This window comes from Agrobacterium rosae (genome assembly GCF_002915175.1).
Lineage (GTDB): Bacteria > Pseudomonadota > Alphaproteobacteria > Rhizobiales > Rhizobiaceae > Agrobacterium > Agrobacterium rosae.
On sequence record NZ_NXEJ01000002.1, the window covers coordinates 293,117 to 313,099 of the forward strand.

Annotated in this window: 22 protein-coding genes; 21 read left to right on the forward strand and 1 reads right to left on the reverse strand. The window is 57.2% G+C overall.

From position 1 onward, the window contains the following. The first annotated feature begins 70 nt into the window (after nucleotides 1-70). On the forward strand, nucleotides 71-817 hold the full coding sequence (locus CPJ18_RS04135) for a YebC/PmpR family DNA-binding transcriptional regulator (RefSeq protein WP_103657355.1): 747 nt from the start codon (nucleotides 71-73) through the stop codon (nucleotides 815-817). Between the two features lie 70 nt (nucleotides 818-887). Here the strand turns inward: CPJ18_RS04135 and CPJ18_RS04140 are convergent, their stop codons facing one another. Beyond that, nucleotides 888-1,889 carry an LLM class flavin-dependent oxidoreductase gene (locus tag CPJ18_RS04140; RefSeq protein WP_103657356.1) on the reverse strand — a complete coding sequence of 334 codons (1,002 nt, stop codon included), beginning with the start codon at nucleotides 1,887-1,889 and terminating at the stop codon, nucleotides 888-890. A 355-nt stretch (nucleotides 1,890-2,244) separates the two neighbouring features. Between CPJ18_RS04140 and CPJ18_RS04145 the strand changes: the two genes are divergently transcribed. The 20 genes from CPJ18_RS04145 to glmM all read left to right on the forward strand — a co-directional run bounded on the left by CPJ18_RS04145 (nucleotide 2,245) and on the right by glmM (nucleotide 19,928). Then, entirely contained in the window at nucleotides 2,245-2,961 is a 717-nt protein-coding gene (locus CPJ18_RS04145; RefSeq protein ID WP_342588080.1) for a carbonic anhydrase, read from the forward strand. Between the two features lie 112 nt (nucleotides 2,962-3,073). Next, nucleotides 3,074-3,586, forward strand: coding sequence for a crossover junction endodeoxyribonuclease RuvC (ruvC, locus tag CPJ18_RS04150; RefSeq protein ID WP_067644305.1), 513 nt, complete (start codon nucleotides 3,074-3,076; stop codon nucleotides 3,584-3,586). Nucleotides 3,587-3,613: 27 nt separating this feature from the next. Beyond that, the gene (gene ruvA, locus CPJ18_RS04155) at nucleotides 3,614-4,231 is read left to right on the forward strand and encodes a Holliday junction branch migration protein RuvA (RefSeq protein ID WP_103657144.1); all 618 of its coding nucleotides are present in this window, start codon (nucleotides 3,614-3,616) and stop codon (nucleotides 4,229-4,231) included. 57 nt (nucleotides 4,232-4,288) lie between these two features. Then, nucleotides 4,289-4,585: an AbrB/MazE/SpoVT family DNA-binding domain-containing protein gene (locus CPJ18_RS04160; RefSeq protein WP_083716385.1), complete on the forward strand. Its 297-nt coding sequence runs from the start codon at nucleotides 4,289-4,291 to the stop codon at nucleotides 4,583-4,585. Continuing rightward, entirely contained in the window at nucleotides 4,582-4,986 is a 405-nt protein-coding gene (locus tag CPJ18_RS04165) for a type II toxin-antitoxin system VapC family toxin (protein WP_103657145.1), read from the forward strand. The genes CPJ18_RS04160 and CPJ18_RS04165 overlap by 4 nt, the downstream gene beginning before the upstream one ends. Beyond that, nucleotides 4,983-6,023: a Holliday junction branch migration DNA helicase RuvB gene (ruvB, locus tag CPJ18_RS04170; RefSeq protein WP_103657146.1), complete on the forward strand. Its 1,041-nt coding sequence runs from the start codon at nucleotides 4,983-4,985 to the stop codon at nucleotides 6,021-6,023. Before CPJ18_RS04165 ends, ruvB begins: the two co-directional genes overlap by 4 nt. A 2-nt stretch (nucleotides 6,024-6,025) precedes the next feature. Then, nucleotides 6,026-6,913: a metallophosphoesterase gene (locus tag CPJ18_RS04175; protein ID WP_425353144.1), complete on the forward strand. Its 888-nt coding sequence runs from the start codon at nucleotides 6,026-6,028 to the stop codon at nucleotides 6,911-6,913. Between the two features lie 56 nt (nucleotides 6,914-6,969). Continuing rightward, complete coding sequence (locus tag CPJ18_RS04180) at nucleotides 6,970-7,188, forward strand: hypervirulence associated TUDOR domain-containing protein (RefSeq protein ID WP_103657358.1); 219 nt, start codon at nucleotides 6,970-6,972, stop codon at nucleotides 7,186-7,188. Nucleotides 7,189-7,220: 32 nt separating this feature from the next. Next, nucleotides 7,221-7,802, forward strand: coding sequence for a DinB family protein (locus tag CPJ18_RS04185; RefSeq protein ID WP_103657147.1), 582 nt, complete (start codon nucleotides 7,221-7,223; stop codon nucleotides 7,800-7,802). Beyond that, nucleotides 7,795-8,307 carry an NUDIX hydrolase gene (locus CPJ18_RS04190; RefSeq protein ID WP_103657148.1) on the forward strand — a complete coding sequence of 171 codons (513 nt, stop codon included), beginning with the start codon at nucleotides 7,795-7,797 and terminating at the stop codon, nucleotides 8,305-8,307. Before CPJ18_RS04185 ends, CPJ18_RS04190 begins: the two co-directional genes overlap by 8 nt. Nucleotides 8,308-8,490: 183 nt before the next feature. Next, nucleotides 8,491-8,931, forward strand: a complete 441-nt coding sequence (gene ybgC, locus CPJ18_RS04200; RefSeq protein ID WP_103657149.1) for a tol-pal system-associated acyl-CoA thioesterase — start codon at nucleotides 8,491-8,493, stop codon at nucleotides 8,929-8,931. Nucleotides 8,932-9,191: 260 nt separating this feature from the next. Then, nucleotides 9,192-9,911 carry a protein TolQ gene (tolQ, locus tag CPJ18_RS04205; RefSeq protein WP_045228480.1) on the forward strand — a complete coding sequence of 240 codons (720 nt, stop codon included), beginning with the start codon at nucleotides 9,192-9,194 and terminating at the stop codon, nucleotides 9,909-9,911. Between the two features lie 29 nt (nucleotides 9,912-9,940). Then, complete coding sequence (gene tolR / locus CPJ18_RS04210) at nucleotides 9,941-10,402, forward strand: protein TolR (RefSeq protein ID WP_045228481.1); 462 nt, start codon at nucleotides 9,941-9,943, stop codon at nucleotides 10,400-10,402. Nucleotides 10,403-10,409: 7 nt separating this feature from the next. Then, entirely contained in the window at nucleotides 10,410-11,594 is a 1,185-nt protein-coding gene (locus CPJ18_RS04215; RefSeq protein ID WP_103657150.1) for a hypothetical protein, read from the forward strand. Between the two features lie 81 nt (nucleotides 11,595-11,675). Then, nucleotides 11,676-12,989 (forward strand): Tol-Pal system beta propeller repeat protein TolB, encoded by a 1,314-nt coding sequence (gene tolB, locus CPJ18_RS04220; RefSeq protein WP_077104163.1) that lies wholly within the window; start codon nucleotides 11,676-11,678, stop codon nucleotides 12,987-12,989. A 208-nt stretch (nucleotides 12,990-13,197) separates the two neighbouring features. Further along, complete coding sequence (pal, locus tag CPJ18_RS04225) at nucleotides 13,198-13,734, forward strand: peptidoglycan-associated lipoprotein Pal (RefSeq protein ID WP_077104161.1); 537 nt, start codon at nucleotides 13,198-13,200, stop codon at nucleotides 13,732-13,734. A 156-nt stretch (nucleotides 13,735-13,890) separates the two neighbouring features. Beyond that, nucleotides 13,891-14,901 (forward strand): tol-pal system protein YbgF, encoded by a 1,011-nt coding sequence (gene ybgF, locus CPJ18_RS04230; RefSeq protein ID WP_153366695.1) that lies wholly within the window; start codon nucleotides 13,891-13,893, stop codon nucleotides 14,899-14,901. 7 nt (nucleotides 14,902-14,908) lie between these two features. Continuing rightward, complete coding sequence (gene tilS, locus CPJ18_RS04235; protein WP_245445315.1) at nucleotides 14,909-16,240, forward strand: tRNA lysidine(34) synthetase TilS; 1,332 nt, start codon at nucleotides 14,909-14,911, stop codon at nucleotides 16,238-16,240. Between the two features lie 154 nt (nucleotides 16,241-16,394). After that, nucleotides 16,395-18,356, forward strand: coding sequence for an ATP-dependent zinc metalloprotease FtsH (gene ftsH / locus CPJ18_RS04240; RefSeq protein WP_077120248.1), 1,962 nt, complete (start codon nucleotides 16,395-16,397; stop codon nucleotides 18,354-18,356). 219 nt (nucleotides 18,357-18,575) lie between these two features. Continuing rightward, nucleotides 18,576-19,928, forward strand: a complete 1,353-nt coding sequence (gene glmM, locus CPJ18_RS04245; protein WP_103657360.1) for a phosphoglucosamine mutase — start codon at nucleotides 18,576-18,578, stop codon at nucleotides 19,926-19,928. Nucleotides 19,929-19,983 lie beyond the last annotated feature (55 nt).

The window sequence follows — 19,983 nt, forward strand, 5'->3', positions numbered from 1 at the left end:
GGGCTTGAACAGCAGAGCCATCGCACTTATAAGCACCGCAATCCAAACAAACGATCCGATCAGGGGTGCCATGGCTGGCCATTCACAGTTCAAGAACATCATGCATCGCAAGGGAAAACAGGATTCGATTCGTTCGAAGATGTTTTCCAAGCTCGCGCGCGAAATTACCGTCGCTGCCAAATCCGGCCTGCCGGATGTGAGCATGAACGCGGCGCTGCGTCTGGCGGTTCAGAACGCCAAGGCGCAGTCGATGCCGAAGGACAACATCGACCGCGCCATCAAGAAGGCTTCGGGCGCGGATGCCGAGAACTACGATTACGTACGTTACGAAGGCTATGGCCCCGGCGGTACGGCTGTCATCGTCGAAGCACTGACCGATAACCGCAACCGCACGGCATCCAACGTTCGCTCGATCTTCACCAAGGCTGGTGGCGCGCTGGGCGAAACCGGCTCGGTTTCCTTCTCCTTCGATCGCGTTGGCGAAATTACCTACAAGGCCGCCGTTGGCGATGCCGACACCGTCATGGAAGCCGCTATCGAAGCCGGTGCCGACGATGTGGAAAGCAGCGAAGATGGCCACATCATCATTTGCGGTTTTGAAGCGATGAACGAAGTGTCCAAGGCTTTGGAAGCTGTTCTCGGTGAAGCTGACAGCGTCAAGTCCATCTGGAAGCCGCAGAACACGGTGCCGGTGGATGAAGAAAAGGCGCAATCGCTGATGAAGCTTATCGACAATCTCGAAGACGACGACGACGTCCAGAGCGTCTATTCCAACTTCGAAGTATCCGAAGAAATCATGGCCAGACTTTCGGCCTGATCGTCGTTCCGATCAAAGATAAAAAGCCCTCGGCAGCGATGTGCGAGGGCTTTTCTGTTTCAGGTATCGATCAAGCGGCTAGTCGCAAGCCGCCACGAACCTCTGCGAACACCTCGACCGAGCGCAGGCGTTTTTCGATGTCATGGACCGGCATGGAGACGATCAGCTCATCCGCACCGGTGTCCGACAGAAACTCTGCCAATTTTCGTTCGACCGTGGCGTGAGAACCGACCACGGCGTATCTGAGTGTATGGTCGACAGTCATGCGTTCCATATCGCTCCAGTGGCTGTCCATGCTTTCAACAGGTTTGGGGAACTGGGTGCGAATGTTTTTCCGCAGGTTGACGAATTGCAGTTGCGCCGAGGTGAAGAGATGTTGCGCCTCTTCATCGGTTTCTGCGCCAACGCCCATAACGCCCACCATGACATAGGGTTCTGCCAATGTGGCGGAAGGTTGGAAGCGCTCGCGGTAGATGGCGATGGCATCCATCAGCATATCGGGCGCAAAATGGGATGCGAAGGAATAGGGCAGTCCGAGAGCCGCCGCCAGATGCGCGCTGTAGACGCTCGAGCCGAGAAGCCAGATAGGCACATTGGAATTGATGCCCGGCACCGACAGGATAGCCTGATCCTGAATCGGCTCACCAAGATACTGTTGCAACTCGAGAATATCCTGCGGGAAACTTTCAGCCCCCGCATCCATATTGCGCCGCAACGCACGCGCTGTGCGCATGTCCGTTCCCGGCGCACGTCCAAGACCCAGGTCGACACGACCCGGCAACAACGCTGCCAGAGTACCGAACTGTTCCGCAATGACCAGCGGCGAATGATTGGGCAGCATGATGCCGCCGGAGCCGACGCGAATGCGCTTTGTGGCAGCACCAACATGGGCAATGACGAGAGCGGTTGCAGCGCTGGCGATGCCTGGCATGCCGTGGTGTTCGGCAAGCCAGATGCGCTCATAACCATTTTCTTCGGCCTTGATGGCCATCCGGCGCGAATTCTCGAGCGCCTTGCTCACGGTCTCACCCTCACCGATGGGGGAGAGATCGAGGATGGAAAAAGGGATCATCGGACGCTCCTGACGCGTTGATTTCATATGTTGGTCAAGATGTAAGTTTTACCGCACGATTTGCCAGAGCAGTCGCGGCGAATTGATCCAAGGATCAAAAAAACTGTTCCTGAACTGCGGCGTTTTGGCACACTGTCTTGCGGTTCCTGTGCCGCCTCCCAAATTCAGTGCAGCGGACCGGGCCCCTCTGACCAGATTATTTCATCTGGTGATGTCGGACCGCATCGAGCATGCTCGGTGCAGTCTGGCCAACCATCCAAACTCTCTGAGCACGCTCGATTTTTTTAGCCATGCGCATCAGCGCATCTTGCGAAAGAGAGTGTAAATTATGTGCAATCTATCTCGACGTTTATTATTGACCGTAGGTGCGGCAACCGCCGCTGCTGCCATTCCCGCCGTCACGCAAGCGCAGTCATCATCATTGCGACAGGCAACGCCTTTGACACCCGCGCCTGTGAAGGACGGTAAATCCGCGCTAACACCAGATGGTGCGCTCAAGCTTCTCAAGGAAGGCAATGAGGCATTCCTGCGCGATGAGTTGGTCTTTGCTGATCGCAACGAAGCGCGGCGGCTTGAGCTTGCCAAAGGACAGGCGCCATTTTGCGCCTATGTTTCCTGCTCGGATAGCCGAGTGCCGCCCGAACTTCTGTTTGGACGCGGATTGGGCGAACTCTTCATCATTCGTAACGCCGGCAATACGGTCGACACCGTCGCCATGGGGTCGATCGAATATGCCGTCGCCGTCCTCGGTGTCCCGCTTGTGGTCGTAATGGGCCATGAAAGCTGCGGTGCGGTGAAGGCGGCCATGTCTGTCGTTGAGAAAAACGCCCGTTTCCCCGGGCAGATCGACAATATGATCGAGCCGATCATTCCCGCTGTGCTGGAAGCACGCGGGCAGGCGGGTGACGCGACGGAAAACGCCGTCAAACAGAATGTGCGGCGCGTTGTGCGGACATTGAGAGAGGAAAGCGATCCGCTGCTGTTGAAGCCTTTGGCAGACGGCAAGATCAAGATCGTCGGCGCTTATTACCACCTCGATACGGGTGCAGTCGATTTCTTCGACACGATGTAAGACGATGCGGGGAGCGGCGGTGCGCCGCCGCTCCTCTCAAATCACTTGATGGATGTTGTCGTTTTGTTCACTTATCGCTGGCAGGTTTTGCGCTGTGAGGATAGGGTGACATATGCAAAATGCGATTCGAATTATCGGGATTGATCCTGGGCTGCGGCGAATGGGCTGGGGTGTCATTGAAACACTCGGCAACAGCCTGCGTTTCGTGGCGTCCGGCACCGTGACATCAGATGGTGACATGGATCTCGCATCCCGCCTTTGCCAGCTGCATGATGGCCTTGCAGAGATCGTTCATTCCCACCAACCCCATGAGGCGGCTGTCGAGCAGACCTTCGTCAACAAGGACGCGGTTGCCACCCTGAAGCTGGGGCAGGCACGTGGCATCGCCATGCTGGTTCCGGCACGAGCCGGATTGCCGGTTGCGGAATATGCGCCGAATGCGGTGAAAAAAGCCGTGATCGGTGTCGGCCACGGTGACAAGCAGCAGATTCACATGATGCTGAAAATTCTGATGCCCAAAGCCGAATTCAAGGGCAATGATGCGGCGGACGCGCTCGCCATCGCCATTTGCCACGCTCACAATCGGGTCAGTGAGCGCATGCGGCGCGTTCTGGCTGCCAGCTAATCTTTTATTCATCGGACGGGCATCGACATGATCGGAAAACTCAAAGGCACAATCGACGAAATCGGCGACGACCATGTGGTTGTTGATGTGCACGGCGTTTGTTACGTCGCCTATTGTTCGACACGTACCCTGTCACGCCTCGGCTCTGCCGGCGAAGCCGTGGTTCTCTTCATCGAAACCTATGTCCGTGAAGATCAAATCAGGCTTTTCGGTTTTATCAGTGCGCTGGAACGGGAATGGTTCAATCTGCTGCAGAGCGTTCAGGGCGTTGGTGCCAAGGTTGCGCTGGCCGTGCTGTCGACGCTGACGCCATCAGAGCTTGCCAATGCCATTGCGCTACAGGACAAGGTGGTCGTGTCGCGTGCCCCCGGTGTCGGGCCGAAAGTGGCGGTGCGTATCGTCACTGAGCTTCGCAACAAGGCTCCCGCTTTTGCAGGCGAGGCATCCGCCTCCATTGGTTTCAAGCAGGAGCTGAGCGAAGGTGTCGCATCCGCGCCGGTGGCCGACGCCGTCTCAGCACTCACCAATCTCGGCTACTCGCGCGATCAGGCCGCCAATGCCGTGGCCGCCGCGCTGAAGAATGGCGGCGAGGGTGGCGACAGTGCCAAGCTGATCCGCTTGGGGTTGAAAGAGCTTTCGCGGTAAAAGTCCATTTGGTGTTTTGTTGGAAGAATGGTAATATTTCTTACAAATTAGATTTTGATGGAGGATTTTGTTTTGGGATGGGAATTGACGCTTTCGTCCAAAGGGCAAGTAACGCTTCCAAAAGACATGCGCGAGGCTTTAAACCTCCGCGCTGGTGATCAGATCGTTTACACCGTGATCGACGGAGAGGTGGTTTTGACGCCTAAAAACGTTGATTTCAACGATCTCGCAGGGCTGTTGGGCAAACCTCCAAGAGGTCGTTCAACATTGGAAGAGATCGATGAAGCCGTTTTAAATGCCGCTGGCCATAATGTTGTCGATACGGATGATGAAAGCTCGGAAGCTGCTGCATGAACATGTTTGGTCTGGACACGAATGTTGTGCTGAGACTTTTCGTAGACGATGATCCAAAGCAACGGCAGGCAGCGCTGCGGTTTGGTTCGGAAATAGGGCGTAGCCACACCGTATTCGTCACCCTCATAACGCTCATTGAACTCGATTGGGCGCTACGGTCCAATTACGGCTTTGATCGAAGGCAAGTTGTGGTCGCGATCCGGAAGCTTCTGCATACACGCGGGCTTTTCGTGGAAGGTCACGATATTGTGGTCAAGGCATTGCGTTTCGTTGAGAAGAACAATGCAGATTTCGCGGATGCGTTGATTGCATGCCGGTCCCAAAGCGAAGAGTGCGCGGTGACCTATACATTCGATCAGAAAGCGGCGCGTAAAATACCTGGAATGGAACTGCTGACATGAGTGACGCGGCACGGCTGATTTCTTCGGAAAAGCGCGGCGAGGATATCGACACCACGCTGCGCCCGCAGACGCTGGATGATTTTACCGGGCAGGCGGAAGCGCGCGCGAACCTGAAAATCTTCATCGAAGCGGCGAAGAACCGCGGCGAGGCGTTGGACCATGTGCTGTTTGTTGGCCCTCCCGGTCTCGGCAAGACGACGCTGGCGCAGATCATGGCCAAAGAACTGGGCGTCAATTTCAAGTCTACCTCCGGCCCCGTCATTGCCAAGGCGGGCGATCTGGCGGCGCTTTTGACCAATCTCGAAGAGCGCGACGTGCTGTTCATCGATGAAATCCACCGTCTGAGCCCTGCTGTAGAGGAAATTCTCTACCCGGCGATGGAGGATTTTCAGCTCGACCTTATCATCGGCGAAGGGCCGGCGGCGCGTTCGGTGAAGATCGATCTGTCGAAATTCACGCTGGTGGCGGCCACGACGCGGCTTGGGCTTTTGACCAACCCGTTGCGAGACCGTTTCGGCATTCCTGTTCGCCTGTCTTTCTACACCGTCGAAGAGCTTGAACTGATCGTGCGGCGTGGTGCGCGCATCATGGGATTGCCGATGACGGAAGAGGGTGCGCGTGAAATCGCCCGCCGTTCGCGTGGCACTCCGCGCATCGCCGGGCGGCTATTGCGCCGGGTGCGTGATTTTGCCGAGGTGGCAAGGGCCGAATCCGTGACACGCCAGATTGCCGATGAGGCGCTGACGCGCCTGCTGGTCGACAATATGGGCCTCGACCAACTCGACATGCGGTATTTGACCATGATTGCCGTCAATTTTGGCGGTGGGCCGGTGGGGATCGAAACCATTGCCGCTGGCTTGTCCGAACCACGCGATGCCATCGAAGATATCATCGAGCCTTATATGATCCAGCAGGGCTTCATCCAGCGCACGCCACGTGGCCGTATTTTGACCGCAACCGCGTGGAAGCATCTCGGCATGCAGCCACCAAAGGATCTGGAAGCGGCGCAGTTCCGCATGACGCTCGAGGACGATTGATCTTGATTACCCGTCGCGCTTTGCTGAAGACGGCCGCCACGATGGCGGCGGGTCTTGTTTCTTTGGGCGCTTATGCGGGCGGTATCGAACCCCTGGCGCGACTCTCTACCACACGCTACCGCATCACTCCGCCGGGCTGGCCCGCAGGTCAGCGTTTGCGATTCGTGGCGCTGGCGGATTTTCACGCTTGCGAACCGTGGATGCCCGCCGAGCGGATCGCCAAAATTTGCGATTATGCCAATACATTGGGTGGCGATATCATTCTGTTGCTGGGCGACTACATGTCGGGCATGAAGCTGGTGACGGGCGTCGTTCCCCCCGAGGACTGGGCGCGTGCGCTCTCCGGATTGAAAGCAACCTACGGCGTTCATGCCATCTGCGGAAATCACGACTGGTGGCAGGACTCTGAGGCCCAACGGCTGAGGCTGAAAGAGACCGTGGCGCATCGCGCGTTGAGGGCGGTCGGTATTCACGTGCATTCCAACGACGCCGTGAAAAGCGGGTCTGCCGAGCAGCCATTCTGGATTGCCGGGCTGGAAGACCAGTGGGCGTATCTTCAAAGGCGTCGAAGGACGGGGCTCGATGATCTGGGCGGAACGCTTGCGCAGGTCACGGATGACGCGCCAGTCATCTTGCTGGCGCACGAGCCTGACATTTTCACGTCGGTTCCTGACCGTGTTGCTCTGACGCTTTCGGGCCATACCCATGGTGGACAGGTGAACCTTTTCGGCTGGCGACCCGCTGTGCCCTCCCGTTACGGTGAGCGCTTCGCCTATGGACACGTGGTGGAAGACAACCGCAACCTCATCGTATCCGGTGGTCTTGGCTGTTCCATTGCCCCTGTCCGCTTCATGTCCCCGCCGGAGGTGGTCGTCATCGAACTGGGTTGAGGCAGCCGGAACCATCCGTGCTGCCCATCATTTCCGTTCTTTACGAGGAGCGAGCAATGACCAAATTTCGCAAGGGTGCCAAGGTCCAGTGGAAATGGGGAACGGGTAAGGGCGAGGGCAAGGTAGCCGAAAGCTTTACCGAAGACGTCGAACGCAAAATCGAAGGTTCTGTCATAAAACGTAAGGCGAGTGCGGAAGAGCCAGCCTATCTGATTGAACAGGAAGATGGTGGGCGGGTTTTGAAAAGCCATTCGGAACTGGAAAAGGCTGACTGACGCGACAGCCAGTTCAACGCGGAGACATTGCGATGACCTATGACGCTTGCCGCGTGTTCAAAAAGCTGGCGCGTAACAATCTCCTAGCAAATCTCAGGCTGCACACGACTTGCCTTCTGCTTTCCCCAGAAGAGCTTGTAGAGCATCGCACGAGCTTCTTCCCGACGATACGTGCGACGTTGAACCATATCTATTGCGTCGATCTGTTTTATGTCGATGCGCTTAAAGGCGGCACATTGGGATATGCCGCTTTTGCGTTGGATGAGCCCTACGCCGACATGGATGCTCTGCGCGATGCGCAGGCCAAGCTGGATACCGAGCTTGTCGCATTCGTTGACGGGCTAACAGTCGACCGGCTTTCTGCCGATGTCCAAGTGCATCGTGCGGAGCGGGTTCAGATCGATCGTAGCGACGATCTTCTGACGCATCTTTTTCAGCACCAGACCCACCATCGCGGTCAGGTGCATGCAATGCTGTCTGGAACCTCCGTCAAACCGCCGCAACTGGACGAATTTATCGTCGGTGACGATGCGGGGGTTCGCAAAGCGGAGTTGGACACGCTAGGTTGGTCAGAACGTGACCTCATGTTTCCGAAAGAAAAAACGCATGACTGAAGACACCCGCATTCGCATGAAATTTAAACCCAAGCGTATTTTCCAGATGCGCGTGGCGGGGATCGCGTTTCGCGATGGGCATGTTCTGGTGCACCGAGCCACGCATGAGAAATTCTGGAGCTTTCCCGGTGGTCGCGCCGAAATGGGTGAGCAATCACAGGAAACGCTGGCGCGGGAAATGGTGGAAGAACTCGGCGTCGAGGCCAAGGTGGGTCGACTGCTCTGGGTGGTCGAGAACTTCTTTCATTATGAGGGCAAAGATTGGCACGAGCTTGGTTTTTACTACCTCATGGAGTTGCCCCAAACTTTTCCTTTCCACGAAGAAAACATCGTCCACCGTATGCAGGATGGCAAACATCCGCTGGAATTCCGGTGGGCAAGAGCGACCACCGAATCCTTGACGCAACTAGACATTCCGCCCTATTTCATCGCCGGACAGATTGAAAACCTCCCTGCTTCCGTTCAGCATGTTGTTTGGGACGACCGTAATTTGGACGATAAATAGGGGCCATCTCGTCCCTCACTCCTGTGCTCGTCACAGGAATCCAGCCAGTCCAAATCCTTGGGCTGAAACGAGTCTCTCCGCCGCGCAGACGCGCGTCGACCGGATTCCTGTGACAAGCACAGGAATGAGGGAGGTGGTTTTACCGCCGCGTCTCAAGCAGAAAAATTTTCCAAGGACCTTCGTATGTCTGACCTAACCGTATCCCTCTCCGGCGAACTCATCGAACACGGTCACCGCCTGATCCAGCGTGTCTATTACGAAGATACCGACTTTTCCGGTCTCGTTTATCACGCGCGCTACCTGCATTTCCTCGAGCGTGGTCGCACGGATTACCTGCGTTGCCTCGGCTGCGAACAGAGCGCGTTGTTGACGGCGGATGAGGAGGGGCTTGTGTTCGTTGTTCACCGCATGGAAATCGATTTCAAGGCACCCGCGCGGATGGATGATGTGTTGACCATTACGACGCTCACCGAAAAAGCCGGTGGGGCGAAGATGGTGCTCAACCAGGAAATCCGGCGTGGCGAAACACTTTTGATTGTCGCGAAAGTGATTATTGCTGTCATCAACGCCAAGGGAAGACCGCGGCGTTTGCCCGATACGATTGCGGAGAAATTTCTGAAGTAAGAATTCAGGAATATGCGGTTGCTGTTTGAAGTGTCGATTTCGTAACACTCTCTTAACCATAATGTAGTCTTACTTAACCATTCGGTATTTGTGCGCCGCACGCCTTCCTTTTACCAAATTTACGGTCAAGGAAGGCTGAATGGTAATATCGGGGCACGGCTCAAGGGGTTTTCGGCAGTGGCCGCAGGACTTCAAACGTTGATGCGCGTTTAAATCGCCCGGTCACGTACCGGGCGTTTGGATTCGGGGATTGGATTTTTATGGAACAGGCAGGTTTGGCCGCGGCAACGCACGACGTAAGTCTTTGGGCGCTGTTCATGCAGGCGGGTCTCATCGTCAAGCTGGTTATGATCGGCCTCATCGCCGCCTCTGTCTGGACGTGGGCCATCGTCATCGACAAATACGTGTCCTTCGGTAAGGCAAAGCGCCAGTTCGATCAGTTCGAGCAGGTGTTCTGGTCCGGCCAGTCGCTTGAAGAGCTGTACCGGACGCTGGCCGAGCGGCAGAACACGGGCCTTGCGGCCATCTTCGTGGCTGCGATGCGCGAATGGAAGAAATCCTTCGAGCGCGGTGCACGGTCTCCCATCGGTCTTCAGATGCGTATCGACCGGGCGATGGATGTGACCATGGCGCGTGAAGGCGAAACTTTCGAGGCGCGTCTCGGTTCGCTGGCGACCATCGGTTCTGCGGGTCCGTTCATCGGTCTGTTCGGTACGGTTATCGGTATCATGACCTCGTTCCAGGCGATTGCCGGTTCCAAGTCCACCAACCTTGCGGTTGTGGCACCTGGTATCGCCGAAGCGCTTCTGGCGACGGCCATTGGTCTCGTTGCCGCTATTCCGGCGGTTATCGCTTACAACAAATTCACAGGCGATGCAGGCAAGCTCTCTGCGCGCATGGAAGGTTTTGCGGATGAGTTCTCCGCCATCCTTTCGCGCCAGATCGATGAGAAGCTGCAGACCCGTCAGGCCGCGCAGTAAGCGCGCACCCGAGCGAGTGGAGTAACACAATGGGAATGTCAGCAGGCGGTGGCGGCGGTGGGTCCGGTGGACGCCGTGGCCGAGGTCGGGGGCGCCGCAAGGGTGGCGCGATCAGTGAAATCAACGTGACGCCCCTCGTGGACGTCATGCTGGTGCTGCTCATCATCTTCATGGTGGCGGCACCGATGATGACGGTCGGCGTGCCTGTCGATCTGCCGCAGACATCTGCGAATGCGCTGAATTCCGATACGCAGCCGATTACGATTTCGGTCAATGCTGACGGCGTGATCCATTTGCAGGAAACACCGATCCAGGCGGCGGAAGTTGCCGACAAGCTGCAGGCGATTTCGACCACCGGCTACAATGAGCGGATTTTCGTGCGCGCGGACTCGGTTGCCGCCTACGGCATTGTGGCCGATGTCATGGCGCGTATTCAGGCAGCGGGCTTCAAGAATATCGGCCTCGTAACGCAACAGAAACAGGACAATTGATCTAAGCATGAAGGGCAGCGTCACCACATCTGCGATCGTGCACGCCTCGCTGCTGGCCTTTGCCCTCGTGTCTCTGGGCTCGCCAGCACCGCTCGAGGTGTCTCAGGCTGAGTCGATGCCTGTGGATCTCGTATCCGTGGAAGAGATGACGCAGATCCAGCAGGGCGACAAGAACGCGCCCAAGGCTGAGAAGTCTGCACCTGTCCCGACGACCCGCCCGGATATCATTCCCAATGCCCAGAACATGGGCAACAACACCGCTGATCTAGACGCACCGCCGACACCAACGGAAAAACCCAACAACAACGATAGTGCCGCTGCCCCGCCCAAGCAGGAGAAGCCGGCACCTGTGGTCGATACCAAGCCAAACGATGTAAAAGACATCGTCAAGGAAGAGACGTCTGCGCCGAAGCCGCAGGAAACGGCGTCGCTTCCCATTCCCAAGCCCGAAATAGCAACGCCGCCAACACCGACACAGCCGCCAGCGCAGCAACAGGCGCAGGAGCCTCCGCCGCAAAATCAGGAGCCTGCCGAAATTCCCGTGCCGCCAAATGTGCCGCGCCCAAATTCACGCCCGCAGCCGCCTGAGCCGAAGCCGGAGCCGCCGAAGCAGGCCGAACAAAAGCCAGCCGAGCAGAAACCTGCTGAAAAACCGGCTGAAAAGAAGCCCGAGCAGGCAAAGTCGAACGAGAAGCCAACCGACAAGAAACCGGCTGATCGCAAGCAGGAAACCGCCAAGTCTGCCGCGTCGCAGGCCAGCGAGTTCAATGCCGACGAAATTTCTGCATTGCTGAACAAGCAGGCTCCGTCTGGCGGTGGCGCGAAACGCTCCACCGAGACGGCATCGCTGGGTGGCAAGAAGACGATTGGCACTGGCTTGAGTGCCAGTGAAATCGACAGTGTCAGAGGCCAGATTCAGAACAATTGGGCCATGGCATCCGGCTTGACCGGCGTTGCCGAGGTGCGGGTGGTGGTTCGCGTGTCTCTCGACCAGTCCGGCAACATCGTCGGCCAGCCGGAAGTTACTGCGACAGGCGGACCCGAGGGGACGCGCCGTGCCGTTGAAGGCAGCGCGCGCCGTGCGATCTTCAGGTCTGCGCCGCTGAAAAATCTGCCAGTTGAAAAATACGATGGCGAAAGGGGATGGAACACCTTGGTCCTGAACTTCGACCCATCTGAGTTTGCGCTTTAAACCGACAGTTTTGGGACCGATGAAAAGACCAATGCCCAACTCGATGTCCAATTTTTGTATGAAGCTGAAAGGCTTGTCTCAATGATCAAGTTCTCTCTCCTGCGTGCGGTGATGGTTGCCTCCGGCATGCTGTTTTCGTTCGTTGCGGTCACACCGGCCAGTGCTGAAGTTCAAATCAACATCAACAAGGGCAACGTTCAGCCGTTGCCGATCGCGGTTACCGATTTCATGTCGGGTGACGGCATTGGCGCGCAGGTCTCGCAGGTTATCGCAGCCGACCTTCAGCGGTCCGGCCTGTTTGCCCCGGTCAACAAAAACGCCTTCATCGAAAAGATCAGCAATCCGGATCAGCAGCCGCGATTCGAAGACTGGAAGGTCATCAACGCACAGGCCCTGGTGACGGGTCGCGTGACGAAGGAGGCCGATGGCCGCCTGCGCGCCGAGTTCCGCCTTTGGGACACGTTTGCAGGCCAGCAGATGACCGGTCAGCAGTTTTTTACCCAGCCGGAAAACTGGCGTCGTGTTGCCCATATCATCGCCGACGCGATCTATGAGCGCGTGACGGGTGAAAAGGGTTACTTCGATACCCGCGTCGTTTTCGTTTCCGAGAGCGGACCGAAGACAGACCGCAAGCGCGCTCTGTCGATCATGGACCAGGACGGTTTCAACGTTCGCAACCTGACCAACACCAAAGACCTCGTTCTGACGCCGCGTTTCTCGCCCAGCCGTCAGGAAGTCACCTACATGTCGTTCGAGGGTCAGCAGCCGCGCGTTTACCTGTTGCAGCTGGAAACCGGACAGCGTGAAGTCGTCGGCAACTTCCCCGGCATGACGTTTTCGCCGCGCTTTTCGCCAGATGGCCAGAAGGTCATCATGAGCCTTCAGCAGGAAGGCAACGCCAATATCTACACCATGGACCTGCGGTCCCGCACGACAACGCGCCTGACCAATACGGGTGCCATCGATACGGCACCGTCCTATGCACCGGATGGTCAGCGTATCGCCTTTGAAAGTGACCGTGGTGGCCGTCAGCAGATTTATGTCATGAATGCCGATGGCTCCGGCCAGACGCGTGTCTCCTTCGGTGATGGTTCCTATTCCACCCCGGTCTGGTCTCCACGCGGCGATCTCATTGCTTTCACCAAGCAGTCCGGTGGTAAATTCTCCATCGGCGTGATGAAGCCGGATGGTTCGGGCGAGCGTATCTTGACCACGGGCTTCCACAATGAAGGCCCGACATGGGCACCGAACGGTCGCGTGATCATGTTCTTCCGTCAGAATGCGGGTGCGGGCGGTCCTCAGCTCTACTCCATCGACCTGACGGGTTATAACGAGCAGTTGATCAAGACGCCGACATTTGCGTCGGACCCGGCCTGGTCGCCGCTGCTGGACTAATTCAACCATTGTGGCGGCACTGCGGGAGCAGTTGCCGTCATAGACTACGCATGCCCTTACCAGGAACTGCTCTGCTTTCTGCCGCCATGTGTTGCGGAGGCGCGAAAAATCAGGCATTTCCTTTTTGTTAACCATAATTGTTTGGGGGCAATTAACTGCATTCGGTTATTGTCTGGCAACGTTACTGAATTCTAAGGAGAGACCGGCAATGAGCCGTACAAACACTTCGGCACTCGGCCCGATGCAGAGAATTGCCCGCAACCCGGCCATGATCGCTCTGACGCTAGCGCTTGCGCTGGCCGGTTGCGCCAACAAGAAGAACATGCCCAACAGTGCTGGCGAACTTGGCCTTGGTGGCGGCGCAGGCTCTGCAACGCCGGGCTCTGCCCAGGACTTCACCGTTAACGTCGGCGACCGTATCTTCTTCGATACCGACAGCACATCCATCCGCGCCGATGCACAGCAGACCCTGCAGCGTCAGGCACAGTGGCTTGCTCGTTATCCAAACTACGCAATCACCGTTGAAGGCCACGCCGATGAGCGCGGCACACGCGAGTATAACTTGGCTCTGGGTGCACGTCGTGCCGCTTCGACCAAGCAGTTCCTGGCATCGCAGGGTGTTCCTGCAAACCGCATGAAGACCATTTCCTACGGTAAGGAACGTCCGGTTGCTGTTTGCGACGACATCTCCTGCTGGTCGCAGAACCGTCGCGCTGTCACGGTTCTCGGTGGCGCAGGCATGTAATTGCCTCGCACGGATGTGATGACGATTGAAAGGCGGTCTTCGGGCCGCCTTTTGTTTTTTCCATAGTTTGGCCGAAGTTAAGTTGCTTTTTTACGCCAAATGGAAAAAATCCGGTTTTGCGTCGTTGGGGCGCAAATCAACCAGACAGGACGCAACATGAAGAAACTTGTGGTGGCGGGTATGCTGGGGCTTGCAGCCTGCACCGGTTTGAGCGGCACTGCCGTTTCAGGACCGCTGTTCGGGTGGGGTGGGGGCTCCGGTACGGTCAATTCGCAACAGGCACCGGTGGTGAATGTTCAGGCGAACGATACTTACCGTGTACAGCAATTGGAAGAACAGCTTCGTCAGCTGAACGGTCGTATCGAGGAAATGAGTTTCCAACTGCTGCAAATGCAGGAAACGATCCGCAAGGCGCAGGAAGACAACGAGTTCCGTTTCCAGGAACTTGAAGGCGGCAAGCCTGCTGCGCCGACTGCACCGAAGAAGAAGACCGAAGCCGATATTCCATCTGCAGGTCGCCAGGATGACGTCGCAACCATCATTGAAACGCCTCCGCAGGGCGGCGCTTCAATGGGTGGCGCGCCTGGTGCGGGCCAGACGGCAACAGGTCCACGGACGAATGCCGCGCCGGGTGAGACGACGCTCGGCTCTATCGAGCTCGACCAGCGCGGCATGCCGATTGGCGGTTCGCTGAACAGCAACGCGCAGAATTCTGCGGGTGCTCTTCCCGGTGTCGAAACCGGTCGCTCGTCCAGCCCCGATCCGGTCAACACGGCGGCTTTGACCAGTGAGAACGATATCTACCAGGCGGCCTACAGCCACGTTCTGTCGGGTGACTACAAGGCGGCGGAAAAGGGTTTCGATCAATATATTCAGAGCTACCCGAAGGGCGCAAAAGCAGCTGATGCGAATTTCTGGCTGGGTGAGGCGCAATATAGCCAAGGCAAGTTCACCGATTCTGCCAAGACGTTCCTCAATGCTCACCAGACCTACAGCAAGTCGCCAAAGGCACCGGAAATGCTGCTGAAGCTCGGCATGTCCTTGGCTGCGCTCGACAACAAGGAAACCGCCTGCGCGACACTTCGCGAAGTGCCAAAGCGTTATCCCAGCGCCTCCAAGACCGTTCTCGGCAAAGTCACGAGCGAACAGAAACGCCTGAGCTGCTGAGCAGGTGTTGGCCGGTGATGACGATCTGTCGTTTCCCGTAGAGCCGATTGCGCCCCTTGAGGCGGCACGGCTGTTCATCGAAAAAATTTCAAACCCCGCCCGTATTCTCGTTGCCGTTTCTGGCGGCAGCGATTCGACCGGCTTATTGCTTGCGCTGCATCGGGCATTGACCGAGATGAGCAGGCGCGAGATCTCGCTGCACGCCGTGACGATAGACCATGCACTCCGATCCGGTTCCTCCGATGAGGCGAGGGGAGTTGCAGCGCTTTGCGCGCGGCATGACATTCCCCACCACATCCGTCGATGGGATGGTGAGAAGCCCGCAACCGGAATTTCCGCCGCCGCCCGGCTTGCACGATATGATCTGATAGGCGAAGTGGTGGCCGACATTGGCGCAGACGTAATTGCCCTCGGCCATACGCTTGGCGATCAGCAGGAAACCATAGCCATGCGCGTTGCGCGGAGCGAGCGGCCGGACAATCTCGGCCTTGCCGGGATGGCGGACGCTGTTCTCTACGCCGGTCGCCACTGGATCGTACGACCGCTTCTGTCCTCCACGCGTGAGGATATTCGCAACTTCTTGAGTGGGCAGGGCCAATCCTGGTACGACGACCCCAGCAATGAAGATGCTAAATACGAGCGGGTGCGTATGCGTAACCTGTTGCCGGAGCCGCAAGGTAAGTTGATTGATCGATCAATCAACAGATCGGCGCTGTCGTCGTCTTCGGCGCAATGGCTTGGACAACAAGCGGAATCTTATCTTGACTGCCTGATCAAGATAAACGCCGCTGGTCTCCAGCACGACGCGACCATTCTCCGATACGCGCTGTCGGCGCTGGCGAGTGTCATCGGCGGTCGGCGGTTTGCGATGGCGGCAGACAGCATGGACAGGGTCTTGGCATTCGTGACCAAGGGTGAGCCGGGGCGGGTAACGGCGAGCCGCGTCGTGTTTGATCTGCGCAAGGATGCACTTTATCTGACGCGAGAAAACCGGGGCATACCATCCTTGGCGGTTGCCGCGGGTGCCACCGCCCTGTGGGATGAGCGGTTTGAGATAACGAATCGGTCAACTCGCACCCTGATGATTGGCGGCAGAGGCGCACGAATGGCGGTTGATCTGCCGTCCTCCATTCCAAAAGGCGTTGCGAAGCGGGTGATGCAGACAAGGCCGGCTACCGAGGTTGAGGGTGACCAAAGTCCTGCGTTGGAGGCGGGCGACGTCGTCATCCGACCGCTGCTCGCGCCTTACGATCTGTTTTTGCCGCGGTTCGATCTTGAATTGGCGAACGTGATTGCCCGCCTTATCGGTCGTTCTCCGTACCCGCAGCCTCCGGTTTAGCGCAACTTGCGCTTTTCAAACGGATTTTCTCAGAGTTTTTACCTCAAATCGCATCTGATGCACCCGCCTGCCTTGGCAAGGGCGACTGTCCTCCTTATGTTAGGGTCAACATAATGGCGGGCGCGCATTTGCCCGTTGGAGTTCGGGGAGTTCGATGAACCCAAATTTTAGAAATTTCGCCTTGTGGGCAGTGATTGCTCTGTTGTTGATCGCATTGTTCAGCATGTTCCAGACGTCACCGTCACAATCGGCTTCGCGAGAGATTCCGTATTCGCAATTCCTGCGCGATGTTGATTCCGGGCGTGTTCGTGACGTCACCGTTACCGGCAACCGGGTTCTCGGCACCTATAGCGACGGCGGCACTGCCTTTCAGACCTATTCGCCCGTGATCGATGATTCGCTGATGACTCGTCTTCAGAGCAAGAACGTCACCATCGTGGCGCGGCCTGAGAGCGACGGTTCGTCCGGCTTCCTGAGCTATCTCGGTACGTTGCTGCCGATGTTCCTCATTCTGGGTGTCTGGTTGTTCTTCATGCGCCAGATGCAGGGTGGTTCGCGTGGCGCAATGGGCTTCGGCAAGTCCAAGGCCAAGCTGCTAACGGAAGCACATGGCCGTATCACCTTTGAAGATGTTGCTGGCGTCGATGAGGCCAAGCAGGATCTGGAAGAAATCGTGGAATTCCTGCGTGACCCGCAGAAGTTCCAGCGCCTTGGCGGCAAGATTCCCCGCGGCGTTCTGCTCGTTGGCCCTCCCGGTACGGGTAAGACCCTGCTGGCTCGCTCCGTCGCCGGTGAAGCAAACGTTCCGTTCTTCACGATTTCCGGTTCTGACTTCGTTGAAATGTTTGTCGGCGTCGGCGCAAGCCGCGTGCGTGACATGTTCGAACAGGCCAAGAAAAACGCACCTTGCATCATCTTCATCGATGAAATCGACGCTGTCGGTCGCCACCGTGGTGCCGGTCTTGGCGGCGGTAACGATGAGCGCGAACAGACGCTGAACCAGTTGCTGGTCGAGATGGACGGCTTTGAGGCCAATGAGGGCATCATTCTCATTGCCGCGACCAACCGTCCTGACGTGCTTGACCCGGCTCTTCTGCGTCCAGGCCGTTTCGACCGTCAGGTCGTCGTGCCAAACCCTGATATCGTCGGTCGTGAACGTATCTTGAAGGTTCATGCCCGCAACGTACCATTGGCACCGAATGTCGATCTCAAGGTTTTGGCTCGCGGTACACCCGGTTTCTCCGGTGCTGATCTGGCCAACCTCGTCAATGAAGCTGCTCTTATGGCTGCCCGTCGCAACAAGCGTGTGGTGACGATGGCGGAATTCGAAGACGCCAAGGACAAGATCATGATGGGTGCCGAGCGTCGCTCGTCCGCCATGACCGAAGCCGAGAAGAAGCTGACGGCTTACCATGAAGCCGGTCACGCAATCACGGCACTGAAAGTTCCGGTTGCCGATCCGCTGCACAAGGCTACTATCATTCCGCGTGGTCGTGCGCTGGGCATGGTCATGCAGTTGCCGGAAGGCGACCGCTATTCCATGAGCTACAAATGGATGGTGTCTCGTCTCGTCATTATGATGGGTGGCCGTGTGGCTGAAGAGCTGACCTTCGGCAAGGAAAACATCACCTCCGGCGCATCGTCTGATATCGAGCAGGCAACGAAACTTGCCCGTGCGATGGTCACGCAATGGGGCTTCTCCGACGCGCTTGGTCAGGTTTCCTATGGTGAAAACCAGCAGGAAGTGTTCCTTGGTCATTCCGTTTCGCAGTCCAAGAATGTTTCCGAGGCAACGGCCCAGACCATCGATACCGAAGTGCGTCGTTTGATCGATGAAGCCTATACTGAAGCGCGTCGTATTCTGACGGACAATCACGATGGTTTTGTTGCCATTGCCGAAGGTCTTCTGGAATATGAAACGCTCTCTGGCGAAGAGATCAAGGCGCTGATCCGCGGTGAAAAGCCATCGCGCGATCTGGGCGACGATTCGCCAGGCCGTGGTTCCGCAGTTCCAAAAACCGGAACGAAGAAAGATGGTCCGACTGAAGCCAAGAGCGACGGTGAGACCAAGGGCGATGGAGAAGCCGAAGGTGGCATGGAGCCGCAACCGCGCTGATTTTCTGAACCCGTTTTGATAACAAGGCCGTCCGTTTTGCGGGCGGCCTTTTTCGTTGTTCACAGACCTCTTCTTCAGTTGGGGAGGGTTGGTAACAACATATATTGGGTTTTAGCGGTAATTGACGTGTTGTTTTGCAGCTTTTATGGCATCTAGCCAGAAAGGCCATGGCGCGCATTGAAGGCGCTTGCCATGCACGGGGCAAATTCTGGAGTTCAAATGACACGTCGCTATTTCGGAACCGATGGTATTCGCGGGCAATCCAACGTCTTTCCGATGACGCCTGATCTGGCGATGCGTGTGGGTATCGCCGTCGGTACGATCTTCCGCCGCGGCAACCACCGCCATCGTGTCGTCATCGGTAAAGATACGCGCCTGTCGGGTTATATGCTGGAAAATGCGCTGGTCGCCGGTTTTACCGCAGCTGGCCTCGATGTGTTCCTGTTGGGACCCATTCCAACACCTGCCGTCGCCATGCTGACGCGCTCCCTGCGCGCCGATATCGGCGTGATGATTTCGGCCTCGCACAACCCGTTCGCCGATAACGGCATCAAGCTTTTCGGTCCGGATGGATACAAGCTTTCCGACGAGTTGGAGCTTGAGATCGAAGATCTGCTCGACAAGGATATCTACTCACAGCTGGCGAAGCCGCATGAAATCGGACGCGCCAAGCGTGTGGATGGTGATATCTATCGCTATATCGAGTTCGTGAAGCGCACGCTGCCCCGCGACGTGACACTGAGCGGTCTCAGGATTGCGATCGATTGCGCCAATGGTGCCGCCTACAAGGTGGCTCCGGCAGCTCTATGGGAGCTGGGTGCCGAAGTCGTCACCATCGGCAATGAGCCAAACGGCACGAACATCAATTTTGAATGCGGCTCCACGCATCCAGAGACCCTGCAACGGAAAGTGCATGAAGTGCGGGCCGATATCGGCATTGCACTCGATGGCGACGCGGACCGGGTCATCATTGTCGACGAGTTGGGCCAGATCGTTGATGGCGACCAGTTGATGGCGACGATTGCCGCCAGTTGGGCGGATGACAAAATTCTGCGTGGCGGTGGTATCGTCGCGACAGTGATGTCGAATCTGGGTCTTGAACGCTTCCTCGGAGACCAGGGCTTGACGTTGGCGCGCACCAAGGTTGGTGACCGTTATGTGGTGGAGCATATGCGCAACCACGATTTCAACGTCGGTGGCGAGCAATCCGGCCATATCGTGCTGTCTGATTATGGCACCACGGGCGACGGGCTGGTTGCCGCACTCCAGGTTCTTGCCCGCGTAAAACGCTCCGGCCGTACGGTCAGCGAAGTCTGCCGCAAATTCGAGCCTGTTCCACAGTTGCTGAAGAATGTCCGCATCTCCGGCGGTAAGCCATTGGAAAACCCGGTGGTGAAGCAAGCCATTGCCGACGCAGAAAGCGCGCTGGCCAATAATGGCCGTCTGGTCATTCGTCCTTCGGGCACAGAGCCGCTGATCCGCGTGATGGCCGAAGGCGACGACAGCGCGCAGGTGGAGCGCATCGTTAACGAGTTGGTTGGCGTGATTTCCAGTGCGAGATCGGCAGCGTAAAAATCCGAGAGACCGGATGATCAGGGTCAGCGGTAACGCTGGCCCTTTTTATTAT

Coding starts and splice junctions, on each gene's coding strand:
- ftsH (WP_077120248.1), top strand. CDS start 16,395: ATGAACCCAAATTTTAGAAATTTCGCCTTGTGGGCAGTGATTGCTCTG.
- ybgC (WP_103657149.1), top strand. CDS start 8,491: ATGTCTGACCTAACCGTATCCCTCTCCGGCGAACTCATCGAACACGGT.
- ruvB (WP_103657146.1), top strand. CDS start 4,983: ATGAGTGACGCGGCACGGCTGATTTCTTCGGAAAAGCGCGGCGAGGAT.
- CPJ18_RS04160 (WP_083716385.1), top strand. CDS start 4,289: ATGGAGGATTTTGTTTTGGGATGGGAATTGACGCTTTCGTCCAAAGGG.
- ybgF (WP_153366695.1), top strand. CDS start 13,891: ATGAAGAAACTTGTGGTGGCGGGTATGCTGGGGCTTGCAGCCTGCACC.
- CPJ18_RS04180 (WP_103657358.1), top strand. CDS start 6,970: ATGACCAAATTTCGCAAGGGTGCCAAGGTCCAGTGGAAATGGGGAACG.
- pal (WP_077104161.1), top strand. CDS start 13,198: ATGAGCCGTACAAACACTTCGGCACTCGGCCCGATGCAGAGAATTGCC.
- CPJ18_RS04140 (WP_103657356.1), bottom strand. CDS start 1,889: ATGATCCCTTTTTCCATCCTCGATCTCTCCCCCATCGGTGAGGGTGAG.
- ruvC (WP_067644305.1), top strand. CDS start 3,074: ATGCAAAATGCGATTCGAATTATCGGGATTGATCCTGGGCTGCGGCGA.
- ruvA (WP_103657144.1), top strand. CDS start 3,614: ATGATCGGAAAACTCAAAGGCACAATCGACGAAATCGGCGACGACCAT.
- glmM (WP_103657360.1), top strand. CDS start 18,576: ATGACACGTCGCTATTTCGGAACCGATGGTATTCGCGGGCAATCCAAC.
- tolB (WP_077104163.1), top strand. CDS start 11,676: ATGATCAAGTTCTCTCTCCTGCGTGCGGTGATGGTTGCCTCCGGCATG.
- tolQ (WP_045228480.1), top strand. CDS start 9,192: ATGGAACAGGCAGGTTTGGCCGCGGCAACGCACGACGTAAGTCTTTGG.
- CPJ18_RS04215 (WP_103657150.1), top strand. CDS start 10,410: ATGAAGGGCAGCGTCACCACATCTGCGATCGTGCACGCCTCGCTGCTG.
- CPJ18_RS04190 (WP_103657148.1), top strand. CDS start 7,795: ATGACTGAAGACACCCGCATTCGCATGAAATTTAAACCCAAGCGTATT.
- tolR (WP_045228481.1), top strand. CDS start 9,941: ATGGGAATGTCAGCAGGCGGTGGCGGCGGTGGGTCCGGTGGACGCCGT.
- CPJ18_RS04185 (WP_103657147.1), top strand. CDS start 7,221: ATGACCTATGACGCTTGCCGCGTGTTCAAAAAGCTGGCGCGTAACAAT.
- CPJ18_RS04135 (WP_103657355.1), top strand. CDS start 71: ATGGCTGGCCATTCACAGTTCAAGAACATCATGCATCGCAAGGGAAAA.
- CPJ18_RS04165 (WP_103657145.1), top strand. CDS start 4,582: ATGAACATGTTTGGTCTGGACACGAATGTTGTGCTGAGACTTTTCGTA.